This window comes from Psychrobacter sp. 28M-43 (genome assembly GCF_014770435.1).
GTDB lineage: Bacteria > Pseudomonadota > Gammaproteobacteria > Pseudomonadales > Moraxellaceae > Psychrobacter.
On the sequence record NZ_CP061739.1, the window covers coordinates 482,913 to 505,634 of the forward strand.

Annotated in this window: 16 protein-coding genes; 10 read left to right on the forward strand and 6 right to left on the reverse strand. The window is 41.7% G+C overall.

Going from position 1 to position 22,722, the window contains the following annotated elements:
- Positions 1–103 precede the first annotated feature (103 nt).
- The 6 genes from IEE84_RS02045 to cysM all read right to left on the reverse strand — a co-directional run bounded on the left by IEE84_RS02045 (position 104) and on the right by cysM (position 8,364).
- Complete coding sequence (locus tag IEE84_RS02045) at positions 104–544, reverse strand: hypothetical protein (protein ID WP_191114719.1); 441 nt, start codon at positions 542–544, stop codon at positions 104–106.
- A gap of 290 nt (positions 545–834) precedes the next feature.
- Positions 835–1,776: a bifunctional DNA-formamidopyrimidine glycosylase/DNA-(apurinic or apyrimidinic site) lyase gene (gene mutM, locus IEE84_RS02050; protein ID WP_191114720.1), complete on the reverse strand. Its 942-nt coding sequence runs from the start codon at positions 1,774–1,776 to the stop codon at positions 835–837.
- A gap of 55 nt (positions 1,777–1,831) precedes the next feature.
- A complete protein-coding gene (locus tag IEE84_RS02055) occupies positions 1,832–4,369 on the reverse strand; it encodes a RelA/SpoT family protein (protein WP_191114721.1) in 2,538 nt (845 codons plus the stop codon).
- A gap of 423 nt (positions 4,370–4,792) precedes the next feature.
- A complete protein-coding gene (gene rlmD, locus IEE84_RS02060) occupies positions 4,793–6,364 on the reverse strand; it encodes a 23S rRNA (uracil(1939)-C(5))-methyltransferase RlmD (protein WP_416383472.1) in 1,572 nt (523 codons plus the stop codon).
- 61 nt (positions 6,365–6,425) lie between these two features.
- Complete coding sequence (locus IEE84_RS02065) at positions 6,426–7,250, reverse strand: 3'-5' exonuclease (RefSeq protein ID WP_057758412.1); 825 nt, start codon at positions 7,248–7,250, stop codon at positions 6,426–6,428.
- Positions 7,251–7,392: 142 nt separating this feature from the next.
- The gene (cysM, locus tag IEE84_RS02070) at positions 7,393–8,364 is read right to left on the reverse strand and encodes a cysteine synthase CysM (protein WP_191114722.1); all 972 of its coding nucleotides are present in this window, start codon (positions 8,362–8,364) and stop codon (positions 7,393–7,395) included.
- Between the two features lie 592 nt (positions 8,365–8,956).
- On the opposite strand from cysM, the gene IEE84_RS02075 reads away from it, so the two are divergent.
- The 10 genes from IEE84_RS02075 (at position 8,957) to tsf (ending at position 22,623) form a co-directional block, all read left to right on the forward strand.
- Positions 8,957–12,586, forward strand: a complete 3,630-nt coding sequence (locus IEE84_RS02075; RefSeq protein ID WP_191114723.1) for a hybrid sensor histidine kinase/response regulator — start codon at positions 8,957–8,959, stop codon at positions 12,584–12,586.
- Between the two features lie 223 nt (positions 12,587–12,809).
- Complete coding sequence (locus IEE84_RS02080; protein ID WP_134292623.1) at positions 12,810–13,622, forward strand: crotonase/enoyl-CoA hydratase family protein; 813 nt, start codon at positions 12,810–12,812, stop codon at positions 13,620–13,622.
- Positions 13,623–13,977: 355 nt separating this feature from the next.
- Complete coding sequence (locus IEE84_RS02085) at positions 13,978–15,237, forward strand: multidrug effflux MFS transporter (RefSeq protein ID WP_191114724.1); 1,260 nt, start codon at positions 13,978–13,980, stop codon at positions 15,235–15,237.
- A 357-nt stretch (positions 15,238–15,594) separates the two neighbouring features.
- On the forward strand, positions 15,595–16,458 hold the full coding sequence (locus IEE84_RS02090) for a substrate-binding periplasmic protein (RefSeq protein ID WP_191114725.1): 864 nt from the start codon (positions 15,595–15,597) through the stop codon (positions 16,456–16,458).
- 82 nt (positions 16,459–16,540) lie between these two features.
- Entirely contained in the window at positions 16,541–18,724 is a 2,184-nt protein-coding gene (locus tag IEE84_RS02095) for an ATP-binding protein (RefSeq protein WP_191114726.1), read from the forward strand.
- Between the two features lie 61 nt (positions 18,725–18,785).
- A complete protein-coding gene (locus IEE84_RS02100; protein ID WP_057758425.1) occupies positions 18,786–19,148 on the forward strand; it encodes a response regulator in 363 nt (120 codons plus the stop codon).
- A 30-nt stretch (positions 19,149–19,178) separates the two neighbouring features.
- Positions 19,179–19,628 carry a chemotaxis protein CheX gene (locus IEE84_RS02105; RefSeq protein WP_057758427.1) on the forward strand — a complete coding sequence of 150 codons (450 nt, stop codon included), beginning with the start codon at positions 19,179–19,181 and terminating at the stop codon, positions 19,626–19,628.
- Between the two features lie 35 nt (positions 19,629–19,663).
- Positions 19,664–20,113: a chemotaxis protein CheX gene (locus tag IEE84_RS02110; RefSeq protein ID WP_057758429.1), complete on the forward strand. Its 450-nt coding sequence runs from the start codon at positions 19,664–19,666 to the stop codon at positions 20,111–20,113.
- A 462-nt stretch (positions 20,114–20,575) separates the two neighbouring features.
- Positions 20,576–21,367 carry a 30S ribosomal protein S2 gene (rpsB, locus tag IEE84_RS02115; RefSeq protein WP_057758431.1) on the forward strand — a complete coding sequence of 264 codons (792 nt, stop codon included), beginning with the start codon at positions 20,576–20,578 and terminating at the stop codon, positions 21,365–21,367.
- 374 nt (positions 21,368–21,741) lie between these two features.
- On the forward strand, positions 21,742–22,623 hold the full coding sequence (gene tsf, locus IEE84_RS02120; protein ID WP_057758434.1) for a translation elongation factor Ts: 882 nt from the start codon (positions 21,742–21,744) through the stop codon (positions 22,621–22,623).
- Positions 22,624–22,722: the final 99 nt, after the last annotated feature.

Genomic DNA, 22,722 nt, shown 5'->3' on the forward strand with positions numbered 1-22,722 from the left:
TATTCAACAATAAAAAAGGCTAACTTCTCGTTAGCCTTTTTGCTATGAAATAGTCACAGTCATTTTTTATAAACTATTTGATGCGCCTACTAAAAGCAAATGGTTATGGAGTGACCACTACATAGTCATTAGTATTAATCAGAATCTCTGATGGTTGATCGACAACGATACGTACCACGTTATTATCAACAACTTGAGATTTGTAATAATTGTCTTCTGCAACTGTACAGCCTAAACAACGTCCCATCGCATCCCAAGGTTCAACAAATAGCTTCTGCTGTGCTTGATCTGCATTACCACCAATAAGTGAGAAAGGTAGGCTTACGATATAAGCTGCCGTACCAGCTACAGCATTCACAAGTTGCAATGGTTTACCAACAATCGTATCAACTACTATCGTTTCGTATGAAGGCCCGAAATCAGTTTCATCAATTTCTATAGCTGCAAAAGTAGGCTGAATAGTCGCAGCTACCAATCCTAAAATTGCCAATGCAGTAAAAAATCTCTGCTTAACTGTGCGTTGAGTTTTTGCTTTAACAGTCATAACGATATCCTGAAACTCATAATAGTATGATTAATGGCTGCTGCTATTTCCACACAGAAATCTTGCGGCAACAATAGTTAGGCTAAATATTACAGAAAAATAAATGATACGCACTATTTATGTAAGCGCTAGCACTATTAAAGCAAGATGCGCGCTAATAAGCAACAAAAATGAGAATAATCTAGTGATAGCTTTAGCAATATATAATACTTTTAAAAATAAATACTCTGTCTAGATATTAGCCTCATTTAATCTAAATATACCTCAAGCAAACAGGTATCAGTTATTAACTATTTTAACGGCTGACAATTTGGACAATAAACACTGGCTCTACCAGTAAGCTTGATGTTCTCTAGCGTCGTGCTGCAATGTAGGCAGCTTTCGCCTTGTCTACCATACACATTTAAGGTTTGCTGAAAGTAACCAGTCTGACCACTGGCTACTGTGAAATCTCGTAGTGTTGATCCGCCCAATTTTATCGCTTTCTTTAAAATTTCTTTAATATGATTAACTAAAATAACAGTCTGATCGTATGAAATTTGATTGGCTGGTGTAGCAGGGTGGATTCCGGACAAGTACAGACTTTCAGTCGCATAGATATTGCCAACACCGACCACGACTTCTTGTTCCATAATGACAGATTTAATCACTCGGGTAATAGGTTTTAGTCGCTTATTCGTTTTAGTATCATCTGACGATGACTCATTGCTATCCTGGCTAGATAAATCTATACGCTGGATTAAGCTGTACAAATAGTCTGCGGTAAAATCTTTTGAAAGCGGCTCAGGACCTAGATGATCTAGTAGTTTACTACCGTAATTCTTATGCCATAGTACTGAACCAAAACGTCTTGGATCATAGTAGTGTAGCTGAGACTTTTTATTATCAGTATCATTAAAAATGACGACCAGATGATCATGTTTGCGCTTATCAGTACCATAGCTATGCTGTTGTAAGCTACCTGACATTCCTAAGTGAATAAGAAGCTGACGTGGTTCAACTTTGCTGGCTGACATGGAAGCGTTATTCTGTGCATCTACTGGCAGAAAATTAAGAATCAGATACTTTGCTCGGCGCTCAACACTCTCTAACGTGTAATGAATTAGATCGTCTAAGTTATCTGGCATCATCCATCGCAGCTTTGGCTGAAATACTTTAACATCAACTACTTGTTGCCCCAATAATGGAGCAAGACTGGCTTTAGTGGTTTCTACTTCAGGTAATTCAGGCATAGTATTTTTTGACAACTCTATTGTGGAATAAACAACGACTGGCTTAAGGTTTTATTTACACGACTGCACGGCGCGCGTGCAAAATACCATGTTGCTGCTCTAATTTTGCGAGCAACTTAGACAGATGTGCCAAGCCTGAAACTTCAATATGGAACTTTAAAAAAGCAATATTGTCGTCATTGCTTAACGTTTGAACTTGGCGAATATTGACGTTTTCTTTATCAATTATCTGTGTCAAATCACGTAGCAAACCGCGTCGGTCATATGCTTCGACATGAATATCAACGGGCTGATAACGACCCGTCTGCACTTGCCACGCGGCTTCTATCTTGCGCTCAGGGTCACGCTCGACCAGACGTAAGTACTCTGGGCAGCCTCGATTATGCACGCTAACGCCACGCGATAAAGTGATGTAGCCAGCTATCGGTTCGCCATGCACAGGGTGGCAACAACCTGCCAAATTGATTTCAATATTATCCAAACCATCGATATGGATTTTATACGCATCGAGCTTACCTGTATCTCGGTTATCTACATGCGGTACAAAGCTCTCGGGTGGTATCTCAGGCTCTAGATGCAACTGACGAGAAATATGACTGGTCAACTGATTCAGGCCAATATCACCTGTCACCAGACCCACGATAATATCGTCGGTCGTATTGACATGAAAATGCTGAATATAGTCGTTTAGATCAATACTGTTAGGGTGAACAGATAGGCGCTCAAGCTCTTTACTGAGCATTTGGCGACCTATTTCAATATTCTTATCACGGTCTTGCTTATTAAACCATTGGCGCAGTTTTGAACGGGCCCGATTGGTATGGATATAACCTAGCGATGCTACTAACCAATCACGATTGGGCTCACGCGACGCCTTAGTGATAATCTCAACTTGCTCACCTGTTTTTAACTGATACGTCAGTGGCACATAGCGCTGATTGACACGGGCAGCCTGCGCACGGTTGCCAACTTGAGTATGCACATAGTAGGCAAAATCGAGAACGGTCGCGCCTTTTGGTAGCTCAGTAATATCACCGTCACGGCTAAAGATATAAATACGTTCTAGCTCATCAAAATCAACAAGTTGTTCTTCTTCGTCAAACTCGATATCGTCTATCTCTTCGCCCGCTACCACAGCTGAGCGTGGCTGATTACGTGTCTCATTATTAATAGATAATAATTGGCGTAGTGAGCTGATTCTTTGATTCAGATAATTGTCTTTTTTGTTCTTTAGTCCTTCTTTGTAATTAACGTGCGCACACATGCCAAGCTCTGCCTCAAAGTGCATCTCATGAGTACGAATTTGGACTTCCAGTGACTTGTTTTCTGCGATTACAGCCGTATGTAGTGAGCGATAGCCATTAGATTTAGGGTTAGTAATATAATCGTCAAACTGCTCAGGAATATAACGCCATAAGCCATGTACTAGGCCTAAAACATGATAGCAGTCAGAAGGGCTATTGACCAAGACGCGCAAGGCACGAATGTCATAAAGCTGATCGAAAGATAAGCCTTTGAGCTTCATTTTTCGATAAATAGAGTAGATATGTTTGACGCGCCCAGATACTTCGCCTTCGATACTGGCGTCTGCTAATGATTCATTTAATTTGTCTTGTACGCGCTGAATATAGGACTCACGTTCGCTACGTTTTTCTGACAGCAGCTTAGCAATTTCTTTATAGCGATCAGGCGCAAGATAACGGAAAGCTAAGTCTTCGAGCTCCCATTTCAGCTGTGCAATACCTAAGCGATGGGCTAATGGCGCATAAATAGTCATGACTTCACGTGCGACACGCGTTTGACGTTCTTGATTAGAAAAAGTCAATTCACGCATGGCGAAAGTACGTTCAGCCAATTTGATGAGTACCACGCGCACATCGTTAGTAACAGAGATGAGCATGCTATAAATATTTGATAGCTGATCACGTTGATTATTGACGAAATGGTCTTCTAAGCGCTTGTTGCTCTCAATAATCTCCGACAGCTTACCCATTGCAAGGGTATCTTTAACAAGCGTCAAAATATCTGGACCAAAGTTTTTTTCAACTTCAGCGAGACTAATAATTGATTTGCGCGCACTGCGATACAGCATGGCCGCGACCAATGCGTCTTCATCTTGATAAAGATAGGTCAAAATATCAGTCATACCAATACCTGTCACATAGGCACCTGAACGCTCAGATTCACTGGTATTCATATGACTGCGAATAAACTCGCAAGCTGCACTTAGGTTGGGTACTGACTCTTGTCCAATACGTTTGGCCACATTATCTAGCCAAGTAGGTACGTCGATATTGGCTTGGTCTAAGTCGACCGCCTCAAGCTCTTTGTTTGATAGCGTATTGGTATCATCTAAATACTCGTCTTCAGTATGAGGGTCATGCAAATGATAAGTGTGTGCGGCTGAGCGATCAAAAGTAGTATGTAGCTTGTGGGTTGCCAACTGGTATTTGATGTCGAGGGGAATTTGAGCATAACTATTGGCTGACTGGTGAGAGCGTTGGCTCGCCACCAGTTGCGCCGCAAGTGTTGCACTATCGGCCTGCGTGGTTTGTCCATCCACCAGCGGTAATCCTTCACGAATTTTTACCATAGCCGACTCCTCTTAGCTATTTTGAATTGATTATAACCTCATCTACTATGCACACACTCTGAATTAACGATCCATAAAGTGTCAGCTATAAACCAATACAACTGCTAAAAATGTTATTTTTAGCAGCTATAAAATGCGCGTAAAATATATAAAGCTATGAGTGCAAATGCTTGCTATGTAGCGATTGGAAACATCATCAAAAACATAGGAAGATTGTTTACTATTATCTCATTTTAAAGTGACAAATCAAGCGAGCCTCTGTATGGCTGTGGTCAATTACGCTAAATAATGGCTATTTATTAGCACAAACTTATCAAAGCTTTGGGTTAACTTAGATAATTGTAATAACGCTTAATTGTCTCTTTAATTAGGTTTAACTATCAGTTGTTATTAACTATTAATCATTTTTGAAGATTAATAGTGTTAAACCGCTACTTTTTCAAAGCGAGCGATAGATTCAACGTGACCCGTATGACAGAACATATCCATCACGCCAGCATGAGTCAGACGATAGCCTTGTTCTAACAATGCTTTTGTATCACGGGCAAGGGTCGCTGGATTACAAGAGACATAAACAATGCGCTCAGCATTAAATTTTGGCAAATATTGCATAATCTCCCAAGCACCAGAGCGCGGTGGATCAATCAAAAGTGCATCAAAACCTTGGTTGGCCCATGGCTTATCAGTACAGTCTTGAGTTAAATCTTGACTATAAAACTCAGTATTGTTGATACCGTTGCGACGAGCGTTGTCAGCAGCACGTGCGGTCATGGCCTCACTGCCTTCGACACCGACTACTGAGCCTGTCTCGCCAACGAGACGCGCTAGTGGCAAACTAAAGTTACCCAAACCACTGAATAAATCTAGTACGCGTTCGCCTGCTTTTAAGTCCAACAAGTCACAGGCAAGCTTGGTCATCTGACGGTTTACGGATAAATTTACTTGAGTAAAGTCAGTAGGGATAAATTCAAAAGTCAGATCATACTCTGGCAATTGATAGTATAAACGACCAAATTGCTCGCTCAAATCATCAGCGTCTGTCAACGCAATACGTTGGATGCTATCAACACCTTTCGACTGCAAATATAGCTGCCAATTACGCGCCGCGAAAAACACTTTTAGTTTGTCTATATCAGCGTCTGACAACGGTTCTAAATTACGTACGATGAGCGCAACTGGCTGATTGCCATCAGGTAGTTCTGGCAGTTGCTCACCCATTGCAAGCTCAAGCTGAGCAATCTTGTCACGGCTCTCTAAAGTGCTAATAAGCGTTTTTAGGTTTTCAATCTCGAAACCAATACGCGGATCTAAGATATGACACTCATTTAGCTCTGCTAAGAAGTTACTTGAACGCTCGCGGAAGCCGACAAGCGCGGTTTCTTTTTTGACAACATAGCGCACGCCCAAACGTGCTTTGGTACGATAACCAAGACGATCACCAACCACAGGGGCCAGCCAATTGTCAGGTTCTGCATTGGCTTGATGCATTAGCATTTCAGCCAGTACTGACTGTTTAAAGTTTATTTGACCATCTGGCTGCCAGTGCTGCAAGTTACAACCGCCGCAAGTACCGAAATGCGGGCAGGGTGGTACAGCACGTTCAGGGTTTGGGTTGGCGGTAATACTAATGGCATCGCCTTCTTCAAAGCTAGCACGGCTGTTGGTTATTTTTACTAAGGCGCTTTCACCTGGTAGAGCAAAGCTAACAAAGATTTTTTTGCCGTGCTTATCTTCAGCATGACCTTCCGCAACATCAAAACCATTACCATAGACAGCAACACCGCGACCATCATGTGACAAGCCATCAATATTAAATGGAATTGGCTCTGCGTCTTTTAGGCGACGACGTGTCTTTGATGATGGCTTTGATTTTTTCTTACTCGGCGGAATGACAATCGTTTGGGTGTCGTTTGTTTGAGCTTCATTCGTTTGAGCGTTACTGTTTTGCGCTGCCATATCAGATGCTGTAGATGTTTTTGAATCGGTGGGTTGCATAAACCTGCCTTAATAATAAATAACTAGAAGAGGGGAATAAAAACTACTAATAATGCGAATTCTATAATTCAGGTGCCGATGACCAGTCAGCGATAAACTCTTGATGTCGCGGACTACCGTCAGCTTGGGTATACTTTGCTAGATAGTCATAGCTCTGCTGCTGCCAAGCATCAAAATCTTGTGAAGACAATTGTCCTGTTAGACGTAACCAGCGTAAATAAATAAGCCAAGTGTTCATAACATCAGACTCACAGTATATAGATAGGGTCTGCCAGTCACCGCTACTAACAAGCGCACCGACCATGCTGCCATCTACATCAGTTTTACCGGGTAATCCGTACAAACTTGCGACGATATCCATCGCTTCGCGGCGGCTAGCACCGTACTGGCTAAACCGATCCATCAAGTCTAGATGACGCGTATGAAAGCGATTAACATAATTATCAAAGCGCATGTTTTTAATACGTTCGCCTTCTTCGAACAGCCATGGTGCTGACAAATCATATTGCATGGCACGATATATCAGTACAGGTATGTCAAAGCCCGAGCCATTCCAACTAATAAGTTGCGGCAATGTCTCAATGTCGTTAAATGCTCTAAAGAATTTGGCTAGGATTTCTTTTTCACTAAATTTATCGGCAGTCAAAGAAAATAGCGATAACTTACCATCTTTGATATACAGAGCTGAGATACAGACGATACGCTGTAGTGGCAAGCGCATGAAATCATGCCCTGCCTCTTGTGTACGTATCGCTGTCAGCGCACTTAACGCATCCGCATCATTAAGATCGGCCAATTGCGGATAAATACGGCGTGCTGCATCGACATCGGCGACAGTCTCGATATCGAAAACTAATATAGGGTCGGATGGTAGCGCTTGTGACATAGATAATCCTGACTATTTATGAGCTTATAGTTAATTCATTGTAAAAGAATGACAGCGCTAACCTAGCTTGAAGTATTACATCTGCACTTGGCTGCTCTGCACTTCTTTTAAATTAACGGTACTAAATGGTATTTCTTATGCATTAATTAACTTCTGCGCTGCTGTTATCCGTATTGCTATCGTCAACGTTATATAAACCCGTTGATAAATAACGATCGCCTCTATCGCAGACGATGAAAGCAATAACAGCATTAGGATTTTCTTTTGCCACTTGGGTCGCTGCCCATGCAGCTGCGCCCGAAGATACCCCAGCAAAAATACCTTCAGTTTTCGCCAATTTACGCATATATACTTCGGCAATACGCTGATCGATATCCATCACTTCATCAATCAAGTCTGCATCAAAAATACCTGGCATATAAGCCGCTGGCCAACGGCGAATACCAGCAATCGAAGCTTCTTCGTCAGGCTGTAGTCCGATGATTTTGACGTCTGGATTTTGCTCTTTTAAGTAACGTGATACACCAGTAATCGTACCTGTCGTGCCCATTGAACTTATAAAATGCGTAATTTTACCTTCTGTCTGTGCCCATAGCTCAGGGCCTGTAGTCAGGTAATGTGCTTGACTATTATCAGGATTATTAAACTGATCCAATACAACCCCTTTGCCCTCTGCTTGCATCTGTAATGCCAAATCACGCGCAGCTTCCATACCTTCGTCTACTTCAATCAGCGTTGCGCCATAAGCAATCATGGCATCTTTACGTTCTTGGGTAGAGTTGGTTGGCATCAGCAACGTTATCGGGTAGCCACGCATCGCAGCGACCATGGCCAATGCAATACCAGTATTGCCACTAGTGGCTTCAATCAACATATCGCCAGGCTTAATGTCACCGCGTTGTTCTGCTTGATAAATCATATTAAAAGCAGGACGATCCTTTACAGAACCCGCTGGATTATTACCTTCAAGCTTAGCTAATACTGTGGCGCCATTGGCAATGTGCTCTTGCTCAGGCAGACGTTGAAGTTTTACCAGTGGCGTTTGACCAACGCAATCAGCGAGGGTAGTGATTTGAGTAATAAAGTTAGCATTTGACATGGCCGTAGTGGACATAAAGTATCCTTTTCTATTTTTTGAATATGTTTTTAATGGCTTATTTTTGATGGAAGCACTGTTTTTATTGTTTGATCATAATTTTAGACAGTCGCTTGGGTTATAGGTTTACGGTGATAAGCGAGCTAAAAACGAAAGGCATTAGAGTGCGCTCTCATATGTTATGACTATGAGCGATATATTGTGGTAAATAAAAAGTGGCTTTATTATATCATTTTGTTTTCAGCTGCGCTTATCGCATCAAGGATTAATAGTCACTGTATCAGGTCAATGTTAATGTTACGTTGAAGGTTGCAAAAATGGGACTGTTCGCTTAAAGCCATATTTTCTTTGACACAGAGTGGTTGGTACTCTAATTATAACGTTATTCATCCCATGGAATGCCTAACCAGAACTTAGAGAATCCTGTTAAGATAATCTTGAGCTGTATAGTAGTTGCCTCGTCAAAATCAGTTACTTTATTAACGATTAATAGCTTCATTAAAAATAGCGCCTTACCCAGATGCTCTGATACGACACGCTACAAGTATCACGAATACTGACATTATTACGAAAATTCACGGCAAGAACCTTAGTAGAGAGTAGACCTAGCATGGCATATAAAAAACGTTTCGATACCAGTAGTGCTTATGGTCAGCTGATCATACTGGTGTTTTTGCCTATCTGTGTGTTGGCAGCAGTAGGCGGCATTTTGGTATTTCACGAAACCATGCGTGCAAGCGACTCGGAGCAAGAAGTATTGGCCGAAGCGGTACTTATTCGCTACACACCAGTCATAGCTGAACTGATTCCTGAGCTGCTAGAACAAGAGCGCCAACAAGTAGGGAGTAGTGCTGAGAGGACCCAGCAAGCGGCGATGACGACGCTAGAGGGTATCCAAGATAAGCTTGGACGTATGCAGTCCGAGCAGCATGTACAGCGCATTGCTATTATTAATGAAGGCAATCAAATATTAGCAACAGTCGGTTATGGCCTCAATGAAGAATGGCCGCTAATCAGTGATTCCGCAAGCTTTTTGTCACAACGCCCAACGCCTGTAGGCACAGCGTATGGCAGTGTATTGGGAGAATTTGAAGGGCAAACGTTGTGGCTGCTCGTCGATATGGATAATGAGCCGCTCTATATTGCACGCTACCGTATTGCGATGGCGTTAGTGATTACTGGTTTATTTACTATCCTGATTCTACTACTGAGCCTAAATATCTATTCGAAACGTTGGATTGCCCCTATTTATGAGCTGCGTTTGCAGTTGCAACGTACCCATGTCGATAATTTATACCAACCTGTACCCGTTGAGTCAGATGGTGAACTGAATCTATTACAGCAAGATTTAGTCAGAACGTTACGCCGCTTACATAGAAGCTTTCAAGAGCTCAAAGACCATGCCGAACAAACTGAAGATGATTTACGGTTGGCATTTGATGAGATGGAGATGCAAAACATCTCTATTCGAAATGCACGTGATGCAGCGATTTCAACCAGCCAAGCAAAATCTGCGTTTTTAGCCAATATCAGTCATGAATTGCGTACACCATTGAACAGTATCGATGGCTTTATTAATTTGCTGGCACGTCATGGCGAGCTTAATCCTGAGCAGGATTTGTATGTACAGACCATACGTAAGTCATCAGCCCATTTGCTTGCTTTGGTAAATGATGTCTTAGATTTTTCTAAAATTGAGGCAGGCAAGCTGGTATTGGATCGCCATGAGTTCGATCTCTATGACACCATTTATGATGTAGTCGATATGCTATCTCCTGTCTCTGCGGAGAAGGGTTTACGCATGGCGGTGCTGTTTTACAATGATGTGCCGATGCGTATCAATGGCGATGCGTTACGTCTTAAACAAGTATTGACCAATATCGTTGGTAATGCCATTAAGTTTACGGATAGTGGTGATGTGGTGGTGCGTGTGAGCTTAGATGACCACCGTGATAATTATCTGATGATTAGTGTGCAAGATAGCGGCAAAGGTATTTCTCTTGCAGATCAGAAAATGCTGTTCCAAAGCTTTAGCCAAGGCGATCCATCAATCACGCGTCAGTATGGCGGTACAGGGTTGGGTCTGGTCATTTCCAAACAGTTAACGCGCTTGATGGGTGGTGATATTGGATTTCATGATAATGCTCAAGAAAATATTGCCAACCAAGGTGCGACATTTTGGTTTCGCATGCCGGCCCATGTCGATGTGCTAGAGGCAGCCACAGGGCAGACGATTGAATTACCAGTATTAGCGCCACTGGCAAGCGAGACCGATGAGTTTAATGTACTGGTTTGGATCAATCATACTGCTTCGATACAAGTACTAAAGGCCAGCTTACAGTATTTACCAATTAAGTTGACTCAAGCAAACTCATTACCGGGTGTACTGGAGTCACTAAAAGAGCACGGCAACTATTGGGATTGGGTCATCGTTGATGATGACACGCAAGACGATATGATGGCGCTCCTTAAGCAAATTCGTCTGCATTATCAAGGTAAGCTTGCTGTGTTTGGCTATCAAGTGGCGGCCGATCAAGCACTACTCAACCGCTATCATGCCAATATATTGTATGAACCATTAGACAAAAGACAGCTGTATGCGATGCTCGATACTCAAAGCCGTAGTACGCCGCAAAGCCTGCAGGAACCACGTTGGAAAGGGGTCACAGTGCTGGCAGTTGATGACCATTTGCCTAATTTATTAGTGCTTGATGCTTTATTGAGCGAGCTGGGTATTCAGGTAGTCACGGCGAGCAGTGGGTTTGATGCTATCGAGATTATCAGTAAACAGCAAACCAAAAACATCAAAACTGCCAAGAGCGATAAGCAAAGCCTATCGAATAAAACGCAACTCTCTAAAGCAGAAACACGTGATGAAATAAATAAGAAAACAAATAGCGCGTTCTATCATGAGGACACGAGCGCTGACGATAAGGCGGCTACTCAAGACAAAGACAATATTGATTTGATATTTATGGATATTCAAATGCCGCGTATGTCAGGTCATGAGGCGGCTAAGCAGATTCGAAATATCGAAAATGCGGATAGTCGTATCCCTATTATCGCTCTGACAGCTCACGGGTTAGCAGATGAACGTGACAAACTTATAGCCAGCGGTATCAATGACTATGTCGGCAAACCTATTAGCCAACCTCAGTTATTACAGGTGCTACAGAAATGGCTTGGTCGCAAGAGTACGACACCACAATTGACCGCGCTGCCTGATACAGATTTGCAGAGCTTTGGTTTACAACATTCTGATTTGCAGAGTGATAATTTACAAGATGCTAATGTACAAGGTGCTAACGTAAAGGGTACCGACTCATCAGAGGCTGAGCTAACTACTATTGACTCACTGCGTGGTTACTCAATTAACGATAATGATTTATCGAACGACTTGCTCTCTAACAAGGTAAATAATAAAGAGTCTCAAGCCAGTTCAGGTATGTCTTCAGATGACTCAACCGCTACTTATCCAATAATAAGAGGAGACGGGGTAGATCGTAACAGCACTTCTGTCAGTAGCGAGCCAAAAATTACCCGTCCACTATCCCTGAAAAAAATCCGTGATGACTATCTGCGCGATAGTCAGCCTCGTGAAGGCTATAGACGAGATACTGCGCGTGATATTCAGCCGCGCTATGAAAGCTTACGTCTACAAAAACAAGGTCAGTCGCCACTACTACAATCACCAACAAAATCTATCGACAACTCTCCAGATAGAAGCATTCAAGACAGTAGTTCTCAAGATGGGACAGCTAACGCTAACTCAGCTTTACACGAGCAAATCAATAATGACCTTAGTAACAACAATATAAGCAAAAGTGATACCTCAAACATTTTGGATTGGCAAGATGCACTCACTCGTTCAGCGAACAAACCTGAATTGGCGGCCAAGCTGATTATCATGATGATCGATACTATCAATGATGAAAAACAGGCGCTTATTCAGGCATGGGAAGCGCATGACCGTAATATGTTGGCACAAATTGCCCATCGTATATTGGGTGGGAGTCGATATACAGGTGTACCGCAACTGCGTCAGGCTAGCCAAGATTTGGAAGATAAGTGCTTGCTGAATGTACAGCATACGACACCTGTGCAGTTTGCAATGATTGAGCCCTATTATGAGGCATTGTTAACGGCGCTAGACAACCTGCAAAAGGTAGATTTATCTTCTTATCCTCAGCTTAACTATCATCGCTTGAGCGAAAATGACATGACGTGGAAAATGATATAAGTTGAGGGTAAGGTAAAGCAGTCAGAATCATTCAGGTTCAGAGAGCGATAAGTAACCTCGTTAAATTTGCTTATCGCTATCAGCTAGACAGTCTGTGTCTGCTGTATATGTAACTGACTATAGTATCGTGGCAGTCAGTTATTACTACGGTACAACAAAGACAAGCCTGCTAATATTGTGAATATTAGAACCATATTTGTTTTATTCATTAATAAGGATTGTTATGAACGCGATTGCAAGTTATCAGTATGAGACCTTACAAGTTAGTATTACAGACAACATACTGACGGTTACCTTAAATCGTCCACATAAAAAAAATGCCATGAGCTTTCAGGTAATCAATGAGTTGATTAAGCTGGCAGGTCGTATTAGCAAGGACAGAACCATACGCGCTGTCATTCTAAATGGGGCAGAAGGAACGTTTTGCGCAGGGATTGATTTAGGAGACTTAAATCATCCAAAGAACACAGCATTTGCGCTTTGGGAGCTGATTAAGCCATGGCAAAGTGCGTTCCAACGGGTGTGCTTGGTATGGCGTGATCTACCAGTACCTGTCATAGCGGTGTTAGAGGGATACTGTATCGGCGCTGGGTTACAGTTGGCGTTGGCTTGTGACATACGTGTCAGTCACCCTGATTGTCAGTTATCTATTATGGAAGCTAAATGGGGGTTAGTGCCAGACATGGGGCTGACCCAATCAGCATTTGGGGTCCTACGAGAAGATACTCTAAAAGAGCTCGCCATGAGCGCTCGTATCATCGATGCTAATGAAGGCAAAGAGTTAGGCTTGATTAGTCATTGTAGTGAAGCGCCTCTTGAACAAGCACAAAAACTTGCTGCCGAATTCGCAGAGCGCTCTCCTGATGCGGTACTAGCAAGTAAACGCGTGATAAATGCGATGTATGATCAACCTGCCAAGACTTTGTATAAAGAAAAAGCATGGCAGCTTAAAATGATGCTTGGTCGTAATCGTAAGCTTGCCCTCAGAAAAGCCAAGCAGGCCAGCACCTTATTTGGCAAACGTCAATTCCGTTAAATTTTTTCCACTAGCAACTTTGCTAGTTCTGTTTTTTATTTGACTCGCTTTAATAGAAGAGGTTGCTACCTAAGAAAACCAGACATATTTTGATAAGTTCTTTTGACAAGTTTAATTATTAGCGGTTGTTTCGCTATTATCTTATAGCCATTGAAATGCAAGCAGATAGCACGATATAGCATTGTCTGCTTGCACCGATGTGGGTAAAGATGCACTATTGTTGTTAAAGGTATCTGTTTTGATTACTGGATAAGCCAGTAAAATGACGAAAGCCTACCTAACAACACGTGCAAGTAATTAAATGTCGAAAAATAAAATATCAAAAATAATAGCCACTATATAAAACGGTCTAAATATGTCTGCTTCAAAACCCTCCCTTCCAAACAAACCTATCGCTTCTGAGCGAGTGCGCTCTGCTGATTTGCCTGTTGCATGGATTATGATGCTTGGGCTGATGGTTGCGGTAGGCCCATTATCAATTGATATGTATCTGCCAGCATTGCCATCGATGGCCGATGATTTCGGTGTTTCAACGGCCTTTATGGCCAACTCTGTCCCTGCATACTTTTTAGGCTTGGTATTTGGACAGCTATTTTACGGACCATTCAGTGATCGTGTCGGCCGTGTCAAACCTTTATATATAGGTATGACGCTGTATGTTATCGCTTCTATCCTTTGTGCGACTACTGATAATGAGTACGTACTGTTTGCAGGCCGTACTTTACAAGCATTGGGCGCGTGCGTCGGTGCAGTAGTTACTCGTGCAGCAATTCGAGATCGCCTCACTGCCAAACAAACGGCAAAAGCTTTTTCCATCATGATTTTAGTGATGGGCTTAGCACCCATATTAGCACCATCGCTTGGCGCGCTATTCTTACAGTTTTTTGATTGGCACTCTATCTTTTGGTTCTTAGCCGCATTTGGCGCTCTAAACTTGCTACTTACCAAGTTTTTCTTTTTCGAAACTTTGACCGAAGAAAATCGTAACGTACGTCCTGCAAGGGAAGTGCTCAGTCAATATTGGGACTTATTAAAAGACCCGACTTTTAACTATCCAGCAATTGGTGGCGGATTGTTAATGGGAGCGATGTTTGTCTATATCAGCTCGGCTTCAGAGCTAATCATGGATACTTATGGCGTCTCAGCAACACATTTCGCTTGGTTGTTCGGAATGAATGCGGCGGGTTTCGTAGGTTTGACTCAGTTAAACCAATGGCTTACCAATCGCTTTCGAATACTAAGTATTTTACGCTTTGGGGCGATGATGCAGGTTATCTCTGCGGGTTTGCTATTCGTGATTGGTTTACTTTTAGGGACAGATGCTTGGTTGCCACTGGTGCTGGCTTGTATTTTCTTTTGTATCGCAGGATTAGGTCTGACCCAGCCCAATGCTTCTGCAATTGCGCTCGCTTTTCAGAAACGCCGTGCTGGTATGGCAAGCGCACTACAAGGCTCGCTAATGTTTTCAGTCGGTATCTTTGGCGGTTTGTTATTGAACTTGTTTCCAGTCAACCCTGTCCTCAAGGTCGGTATTGCCCTGTTTTCACTAATGAGTTTCGGTTCTTTCCTGATTTGGAAAATTGATCGTAACCTTAATTTGGACGACGCAGAGTAACAGCGTCTCTATTTTAAGTTAACTGTATTTTAAAAAAGCACTCATATGTTCACAGCGTATGAGTGCTTTTTTGTGCGCTCTATTTATTTTTATTCAGAGCAAAATTAGATTTTATAGACATTTTATATGATGGAATTTATTGATTATAAACGAGTATATATTATTTATGGTTATATGCAGCCTTTGCTATATATAGCTTACCTTAAATAATGTCCAAACATAATTATTGCAAACGTAAAATTAGGTAAGTATTATCTAACGTAACTTTCTGTAAGTGAATATGTATATACATTGCTAAACCTTGCTAGATTGTCATTCATTAAAATGTAAAACAACGTGAAGTTTCAAGGATAGATTATGATGCAGTTATATCGAGCGTTACCGATTCTTTTGGGTATTGGCCTATTCGGCTGCGGTAATTCTACTACTCAAGAAAGTGTAAGCACACCAGTAAAGGAAGACACAGATAGCTTTGTAAGTAATTTGCCTGATACGGCTCCAGTTATTAAGGTCGGTACTGAAGCTAATTATGCTCCTTATGAATTTAAAGATGAATATGGAAATGTAACAGGCTTCGATATAGAACTGATGCAATATATTGGTGAAAATCAAGGTTTTAAAGTTGAAGTTTATAATGATCCTTGGGAAGGATTGTTTGATAACTTGGACAATAAAAGTCGAGACATGGTAGCAGCAGGTCTTACTTACAGTAGCGAGCGTGCTAGCAAATATTTGCTTTCAGATGCTTATGCGCCTCTTCCTACTAGCCTTGTATATTTAGACGAGTCATTAAATATTAAGTCATTAGATGATTTAGGTACTTTAAGAGTAGGTGTATTGACCAGTTCAGAACCTTATGAATACTTCGCACAAGGTAAATATAAATTAGGTTCTTTAGAGCAATATCCGACTACATTTGCAGCGGTAGAAGCGATGGCACAAGACAAGGTCGATGCTGTCGTAGATGATTCTGGTGTACTCCGTTATACATTGAATGATCTACCCAGTTTGCAGCCACAATACTTTGACTATGAAAGCATTAGAGCGGACGGTGCTCGCAAAGTATTTCTAGTAGATAAAGCTCAGCCTGACCTGCTGAAAAAAGTGAATACAGGGTTAAAAGGGTTAAAAGAAGACGGTACTTACGCAAAGTTAACGACTAAATGGTTTGGTACAGATTTGACAAAAGCATCTTTGCAGCAACAGGAAATGTTGCAGTAACCCTAAGCGTAGTAGTTATGGAACGTATTATTTTTAAACAACCATAAATATAAATTTATCTATACATTGAAAGGACTATGCTATGACTATATCAACTCAAAACGGTAACTCGCGTTATCGTGGTTTGATCTTGTCGATTGCTGCCTTCTTGGCATTGATTGGGATACTGCTTGCATTTACGTTTTATACTTCAAGTGTTCTTGAACGCAACACCACATTGGTAAATATATCTAATAAAACAGCTAATAATGCTCAAGCTATCATCAAAGACTTGTTCGACTTACAAGGTAGTATTGGTGAACATATTAATTCTCCTCACCAGAAGCGTGTAAGAGAGAGACTAGACAATAATACCCAAGGTATTGATCAATTGCTTTCTAGTATGCGCGAAGGTTCGGAGTACATTGACGATTCTGGAAATGCTCATAAAATTCCAAGTATTAAAACATCAACTGAATTGGCAGCCTTAGAAAGAGCGCAGCAAGATTGGAGTGAGCTAAAACCACTAATTGCAAATTACCTTGAAGGTGCTGGTGATATTCGGATAGATTCTTCAGACGAGTTGGCATTAGCATATGAACAGGCAAAAACTTCTAGCTTGAGTATGAACGATGCGCTTGATGAGCTGACTAATGAAGTTTACGAAGAAACAAAGCGTCAAGCAACTACCATTCGTCTTATTCAGGTACTTGGTGTTGCCGCTATCTTTACCTACTTCCTAATCTTCGTATTCTTCTTTGTACGTCGTCTACGTGAAACGGATGCTGAAGCACTTGCCGCTCGCCAAGAAACGCAAGAAATTATGGAAACAGTAAACACGGGTCTTTTCCTACTTGATAAGGACTTGAATATTGGTCAACAGCATTCTCGCGCGCTGAACAATATCATCGGCTCTGATAGCTTGGCAGGGGAAAACTTTACCAATGTCTTGCGTGGTCGTATCTCTGATAAAGACCTCAAGACCACACAGCAGTTTATTGAACAGCTCTATAACCCTCGCGTTAAAGAAAAGCTGGTAGATTCACTTAACCCGTTAAACAAGGTCATGCTACATAACTTATCTGACGACAAGAGTCTTGATAATCGCTTCTTGGATTTTAAATTCTCACGTGTTTATGACAATAAAGACATTGCTCGTATCTTGGTCAACGTTAACGATGTATCAGATGCAGTCTACTTAGAACAGCGCCTAGAAAAAGAGCGTTCACAAAACGATATGCAGATTGAGATGTTAACGACTATCTTGAATGTAAATCCAAAGATTATTAATGAGTTTATTGGTAATACCCAAGCGCATATCGAGAAGATGAATAATATCTTGAAAAATCCTGGTAGCTCGCAGTATGAGCTTGAAGGCAAATTGAAAGCTATTTATCGTGAAATGCACAGTTTAAAAGGTGAAGCCTCAGCACTAAAACTACACAGCTTTACTAAGATTGCTTCTGATGCTGAAGACAAGTTGCATGCATTACAAAACCAAGGTCAGTTGTCTGGTAATGATTTCTTACCATTGGCGGTACATTTGGATGACTTACTCAGCTTATCGAACACGATTGCGACGTTGGGTGAGCGTATCAACCGCTCAGCACCGACAGCAGCTAAGTCGTCAACCGTACAAGCACCAGTCGCTACTCAAAATCCAGTAGCAGACCATGCAGCTAGCAATGCTGATTTTGATGGTGGGCTAGATATCGACTTAGACAATGAAGCAGATGACGATTTATTGTCTTTTTACAATGGATTCACAAAAGAGATTGCTGCAAGACAAGGCAAGCGAGTACAGCTAAAAAGTACGACGCTAACCCAAACCAGTATTCCAGCGCATCTTGCAAAGCCAATCAAAGAAATCAGTATCCAGTTGTTACGTAATGCGGTGGTCCATGGTATCGAGTCGCCAAGTGTGCGTCACACTGCTGGCAAAACTGACGTTGGGACCATAGATTTGGAAGTGCAAGACAACGGTTCAAACTTTATGTTGGTTGTGCAAGACGACGGACAAGGCGTCAACTATGACAGCATCCGTAATAAACTGATTCAAGAAGGTCGTTTCGGTACGGAAGAGGCAAATCAGCTTAGTAAAGGTGACTTGCTCAAACAGCTGTTCTCTTCTGGATTCTCTACTAAAGAGCACGCAGATGAAGACGGTGGTCGCGGTGTTGGACTTGATATCATCAAGGCAAAAGTAAAAGAGTATGATGGCAAGCTTAATGTAAATAGCGAGCTAGGTCAGATGACACGGTTTGTCATTACTTTACCTAAAGCTTAATTAAAATAGTAATTATATTGTCAGGGACGACAAGCACTTCATTAAAGGTAGTAGATAAGTTATGCATAAGTTAATGATTGTTGATGATTCAAATATTATTAGAAACCGTATTCAGCGCGCATACGATTCAGGAAAGTTCATGTTGGTTGCGACAGCGACTAGCGGTGTTCAAGCCATCGAAAAGTTTAACGTCCATCGTCCTGATGTGATCACCATGGACCTAACCATGCCACAGATGGATGGGCTAGAGTGTATTGAAAAAATCATCGCGATTGATCCTGAAGTACGCATTTTAGTGGTATCAGCGTTATCTGACAAAGCCACCGGCATTGAAGCACTGTCGTTAGGTGCTAGCGGATTTTTGTGCAAGCCTTTTTCGGAAGAGGAGCTTGTAGAGTCTTTGTATGAGCTGATGCAAGACTAATACCATTCATCGACCAAAGCAGATGTCATTATGAAAGAGCAAAAGCTACAGATTTTTTTAAGTATTATTAGTAATTATTTTGACCAGTTTGGGGGAGAAGAGCTTATTGCTGATACCCCTTACTTACTAGAAAACAAACAGCCAAAAGTCCACGATTATACGGGCGTGATTGGTATATCTGGTGGCCAAAAAGGGGTGGTGTATTTTTCGGCGACGCGTGACTTGCTGTCTTCAATATTAGACAGCATGGGCGAAACCGATAAAAGTGAAGAGAACTATGTAGATCTGGCTGGGGAAGTGGCCAATACAATTGCAGGCAATGCACGCAAAGAGTTTGGCTCAGAGTTTCATATCTCTGTACCATTTGTGTTCAAAGGTGCGCCGCAAAGTATTGTGTTGCCGAACGATGAGCGTTCTTTTATCATCCCCATCACTTGGCATTCTCAAGTAGGCGAGATTGTGGTTTGTTTGCAAGACTAATGCTGCCACGTAATACAGATGGATATTAATATATTATGGTTAAAGTAGAAAAATTGGGTGTGTTTCTAAGCTCGATTAATGCGTTTTTTGCGCAAATCGATGGCTCAGAAGTGTCAATTGATACCCCTTACTTGAACAACAACAAAAGCGCGATTGGCTTTGATTATAGCGGTGTTATCAAGATATCAGGGCCTTTAGAGGGCTGCGTCTATGTCAGTGCACCAAGCGTTATGTTGCGAGAAGTCATCAAAGTGATGGGCGAGCCTGACTCTTCAATCACCATGATGAAAGATTTGTTGGGTGAAATGGCCAATACAATCTCAGGTAATGCTCGTACAGAGTTTGGTTCAGAGTTTATTATCTCTCCGCCGCACATTGTGGAGAGTGCGCCAAGCGTGTCTTATTTGCCTAAAGATCGTCAAAGTTATATCACACCATTTACGTGGCGTGGTTACAAAGCGGTCATCGGTATTTGCATTGCATAAGTTATAGTCAATCCTCTAAACGAGTGATAACTATAAAAGAGCGACAGCATTAACCTTGCTTGAAAGTAGCTATTAAAAAGATAATTATGAAAAAAGCGATGCAATTGCGTCGCTTTTTTTTGTTTTATTATCGCCATATTTTGTTTTTATCTTATTGATACACTACGAATAAACTGCTGGAGATTTCAAGACGTTATGTGATAAAATACAGCGCAGCTATTTTTTATAATTCACTTTATAGTTTAGATTCGGGCATTTGCTTCAATCTAGCGATAGCTTCTTTTTTTAAACCAACCAATGACACACACATCATGGCAAAAAATTGCTGGGTGTTTGGCGACTTGATTAATTTGTGATCTGTTAGTGCTTTACTAATGAAAACTAACCGGTAGCAGATGCGTGTCGCTAAATAGGCTGTTTTTGTGATGTGGAGGCATAACCCAACCAATAGGATATATTCTCATGGCTACAAAGAATCCAACCAAAATCGAAATGCGCGACTTACTACAAGCAGGCGCTCACTTTGGTCACCAAACACGTTTTTGGAACCCAAAAATGGGTCCATACATCTTTGGCGCACGTAACAAAATCCATATCATCAACTTAGAGCACACCGTAAAAGCGTTCAACGAAGCGTTGACTTACGTAAACGGCCTAGCTGCTAAGAAAAACAAAGTATTATTTGTTGGTACTAAACGCGCTGCAAGCGGTATCGTACGTGAGCAAGCAGCTCGCGCTGGCATGCCATACGTTGACCATCGCTGGTTAGGTGGTATGTTGACTAACTGGAAAACTCTACGTCAGTCAATCAACCGTCTAAAAGAGCTAGAAAAGCAAGCAGAAGATGGTACTTTCGCTAAGCTGACTAAGCGTGAAGCGCTAGAGCGTACTCGCGATATGGAAAAACTTGAGCGTTCACTAGGTGGTATCAAAGATATGGGCGGCCTACCTGACGCTATCTTTGTAGTAGACGTAGATCACGAAGCTATCGCTATTAAAGAAGCCAAGAACTTGGGTATCCCAGTTATCGGTATCGTTGATACTAACTCTAGCCCAGACAACGTTGATTACATCATCCCAGCTAACGATGATGCTATCCGTGCTGTGACTTTGTACGTAACTTCTATGGCTGATGCTATCATCGCTGGTAAAGAATACGCACAAACTCAAGCTGGTGGTAAAGCTGAGCAAGCACCTGCTGCAACTGAAGAAGCGCCAGCTGCAGAAGAAGCTGCAGCAACTCCAGCAGAATAAGTAGCTGACTTGAAAAGTTTAACTTTGTAAGGATGTCTTGATAGTGTATCTATCAGCATCCATATAATGTTTTGAACAGCGTATAAGCTCATAATAGGCATGATGTAGTTTTACTCGTCATGCCTTGTTATTGAATAAAGCCTTATTAATAATGCCATTCGTAGAGCGAGTAGCTATTGGGCGAGTATTATCGTTCCTACTGGTCATATCGCTATATTGTAGAGATGTTATTTGTTTGACATCATCTATGGCTATATTAGTAATCGTTCAAAACGAGCTGTCTGCTAGATTTTAAGTAATACTAAGATATCGAATAGAAATACAGCATTTAGAAATATAGCACTCCTATACATAACTATACTAAGGTGACTCTTATGACAGAAGTAAAAGTATCTGCCAAAATGGTAAAAGAATTGCGTGACCGTACTGGTCTTGGCATGATGGAATGTAAAAAAGCGTTAGAAGAATCAAACGGTGATGTTGAAGTTGCCATTGATAACCTACGTAAATCTGGTCAAGCTAAAGCAGCTAAAAAAGCGGGTAACATCGCAGCTGACGGCGCTATCATCATCGCTCAAGGCGAAAACAAAGCATTCTTGTTAGAAGTTAACTGCCAGACTGATTTCGTTGCAAAAGATGACAGCTTCACTGCATTTGCAGAAAAAGTTGCTAACCTTGCATTAGAAAACAACGTAACTGACGTTGCTGCTATCTCTGAATTGTCTTATGGCGAAGGTCAGACTGTTGAAGAAGCACGTGTATCACTAGTACAGAAAATCGGTGAAAACATCCAGATTCGCCGTGTTGAAACTCTTGAAGGTGCTAACATCGCTGCATACCGTCATGGTCTGCGCATCGGTGTAGTTGTATCTTTTGAAGGTGGCGACGCTGACACTGGTAAAAACCTTGCTATGCATATCGCTGCATTCAACCCTGTTGCTGTAGATGACGAAGATGTTGCTGCTGACGTATTGGCACGCGAAAAAGACATCATCGAAGCAAAAGCTCGTGAGTCTGGCAAGCCTGACAATATCGTTGAAAAAATGATCGAAGGTGGCCTACGTAAGTACCTAGACGAAGTAACTTTACTACGTCAGCCATACGTTATGGACAACGACAAGAAAGTTGGCGAAGTCCTAAAAGCTGAAGGCGTAAAAGTACTTGGCTTCAAACGTCTAGAAGTTGGTGAAGGCATCGAGAAGAAGCAAGAAGACTTCGCTGCTGAAGTTGCTGCAACTCAGGCTGCTAACAAGTAAGTACCAAATAATGTTGGATCAGGCTGTGAGTCCTTAATTGTGGCTCATAGTTTGGCTTTATTAATCTTAATGCCTCACGATATAAAGCAGCCAGACATA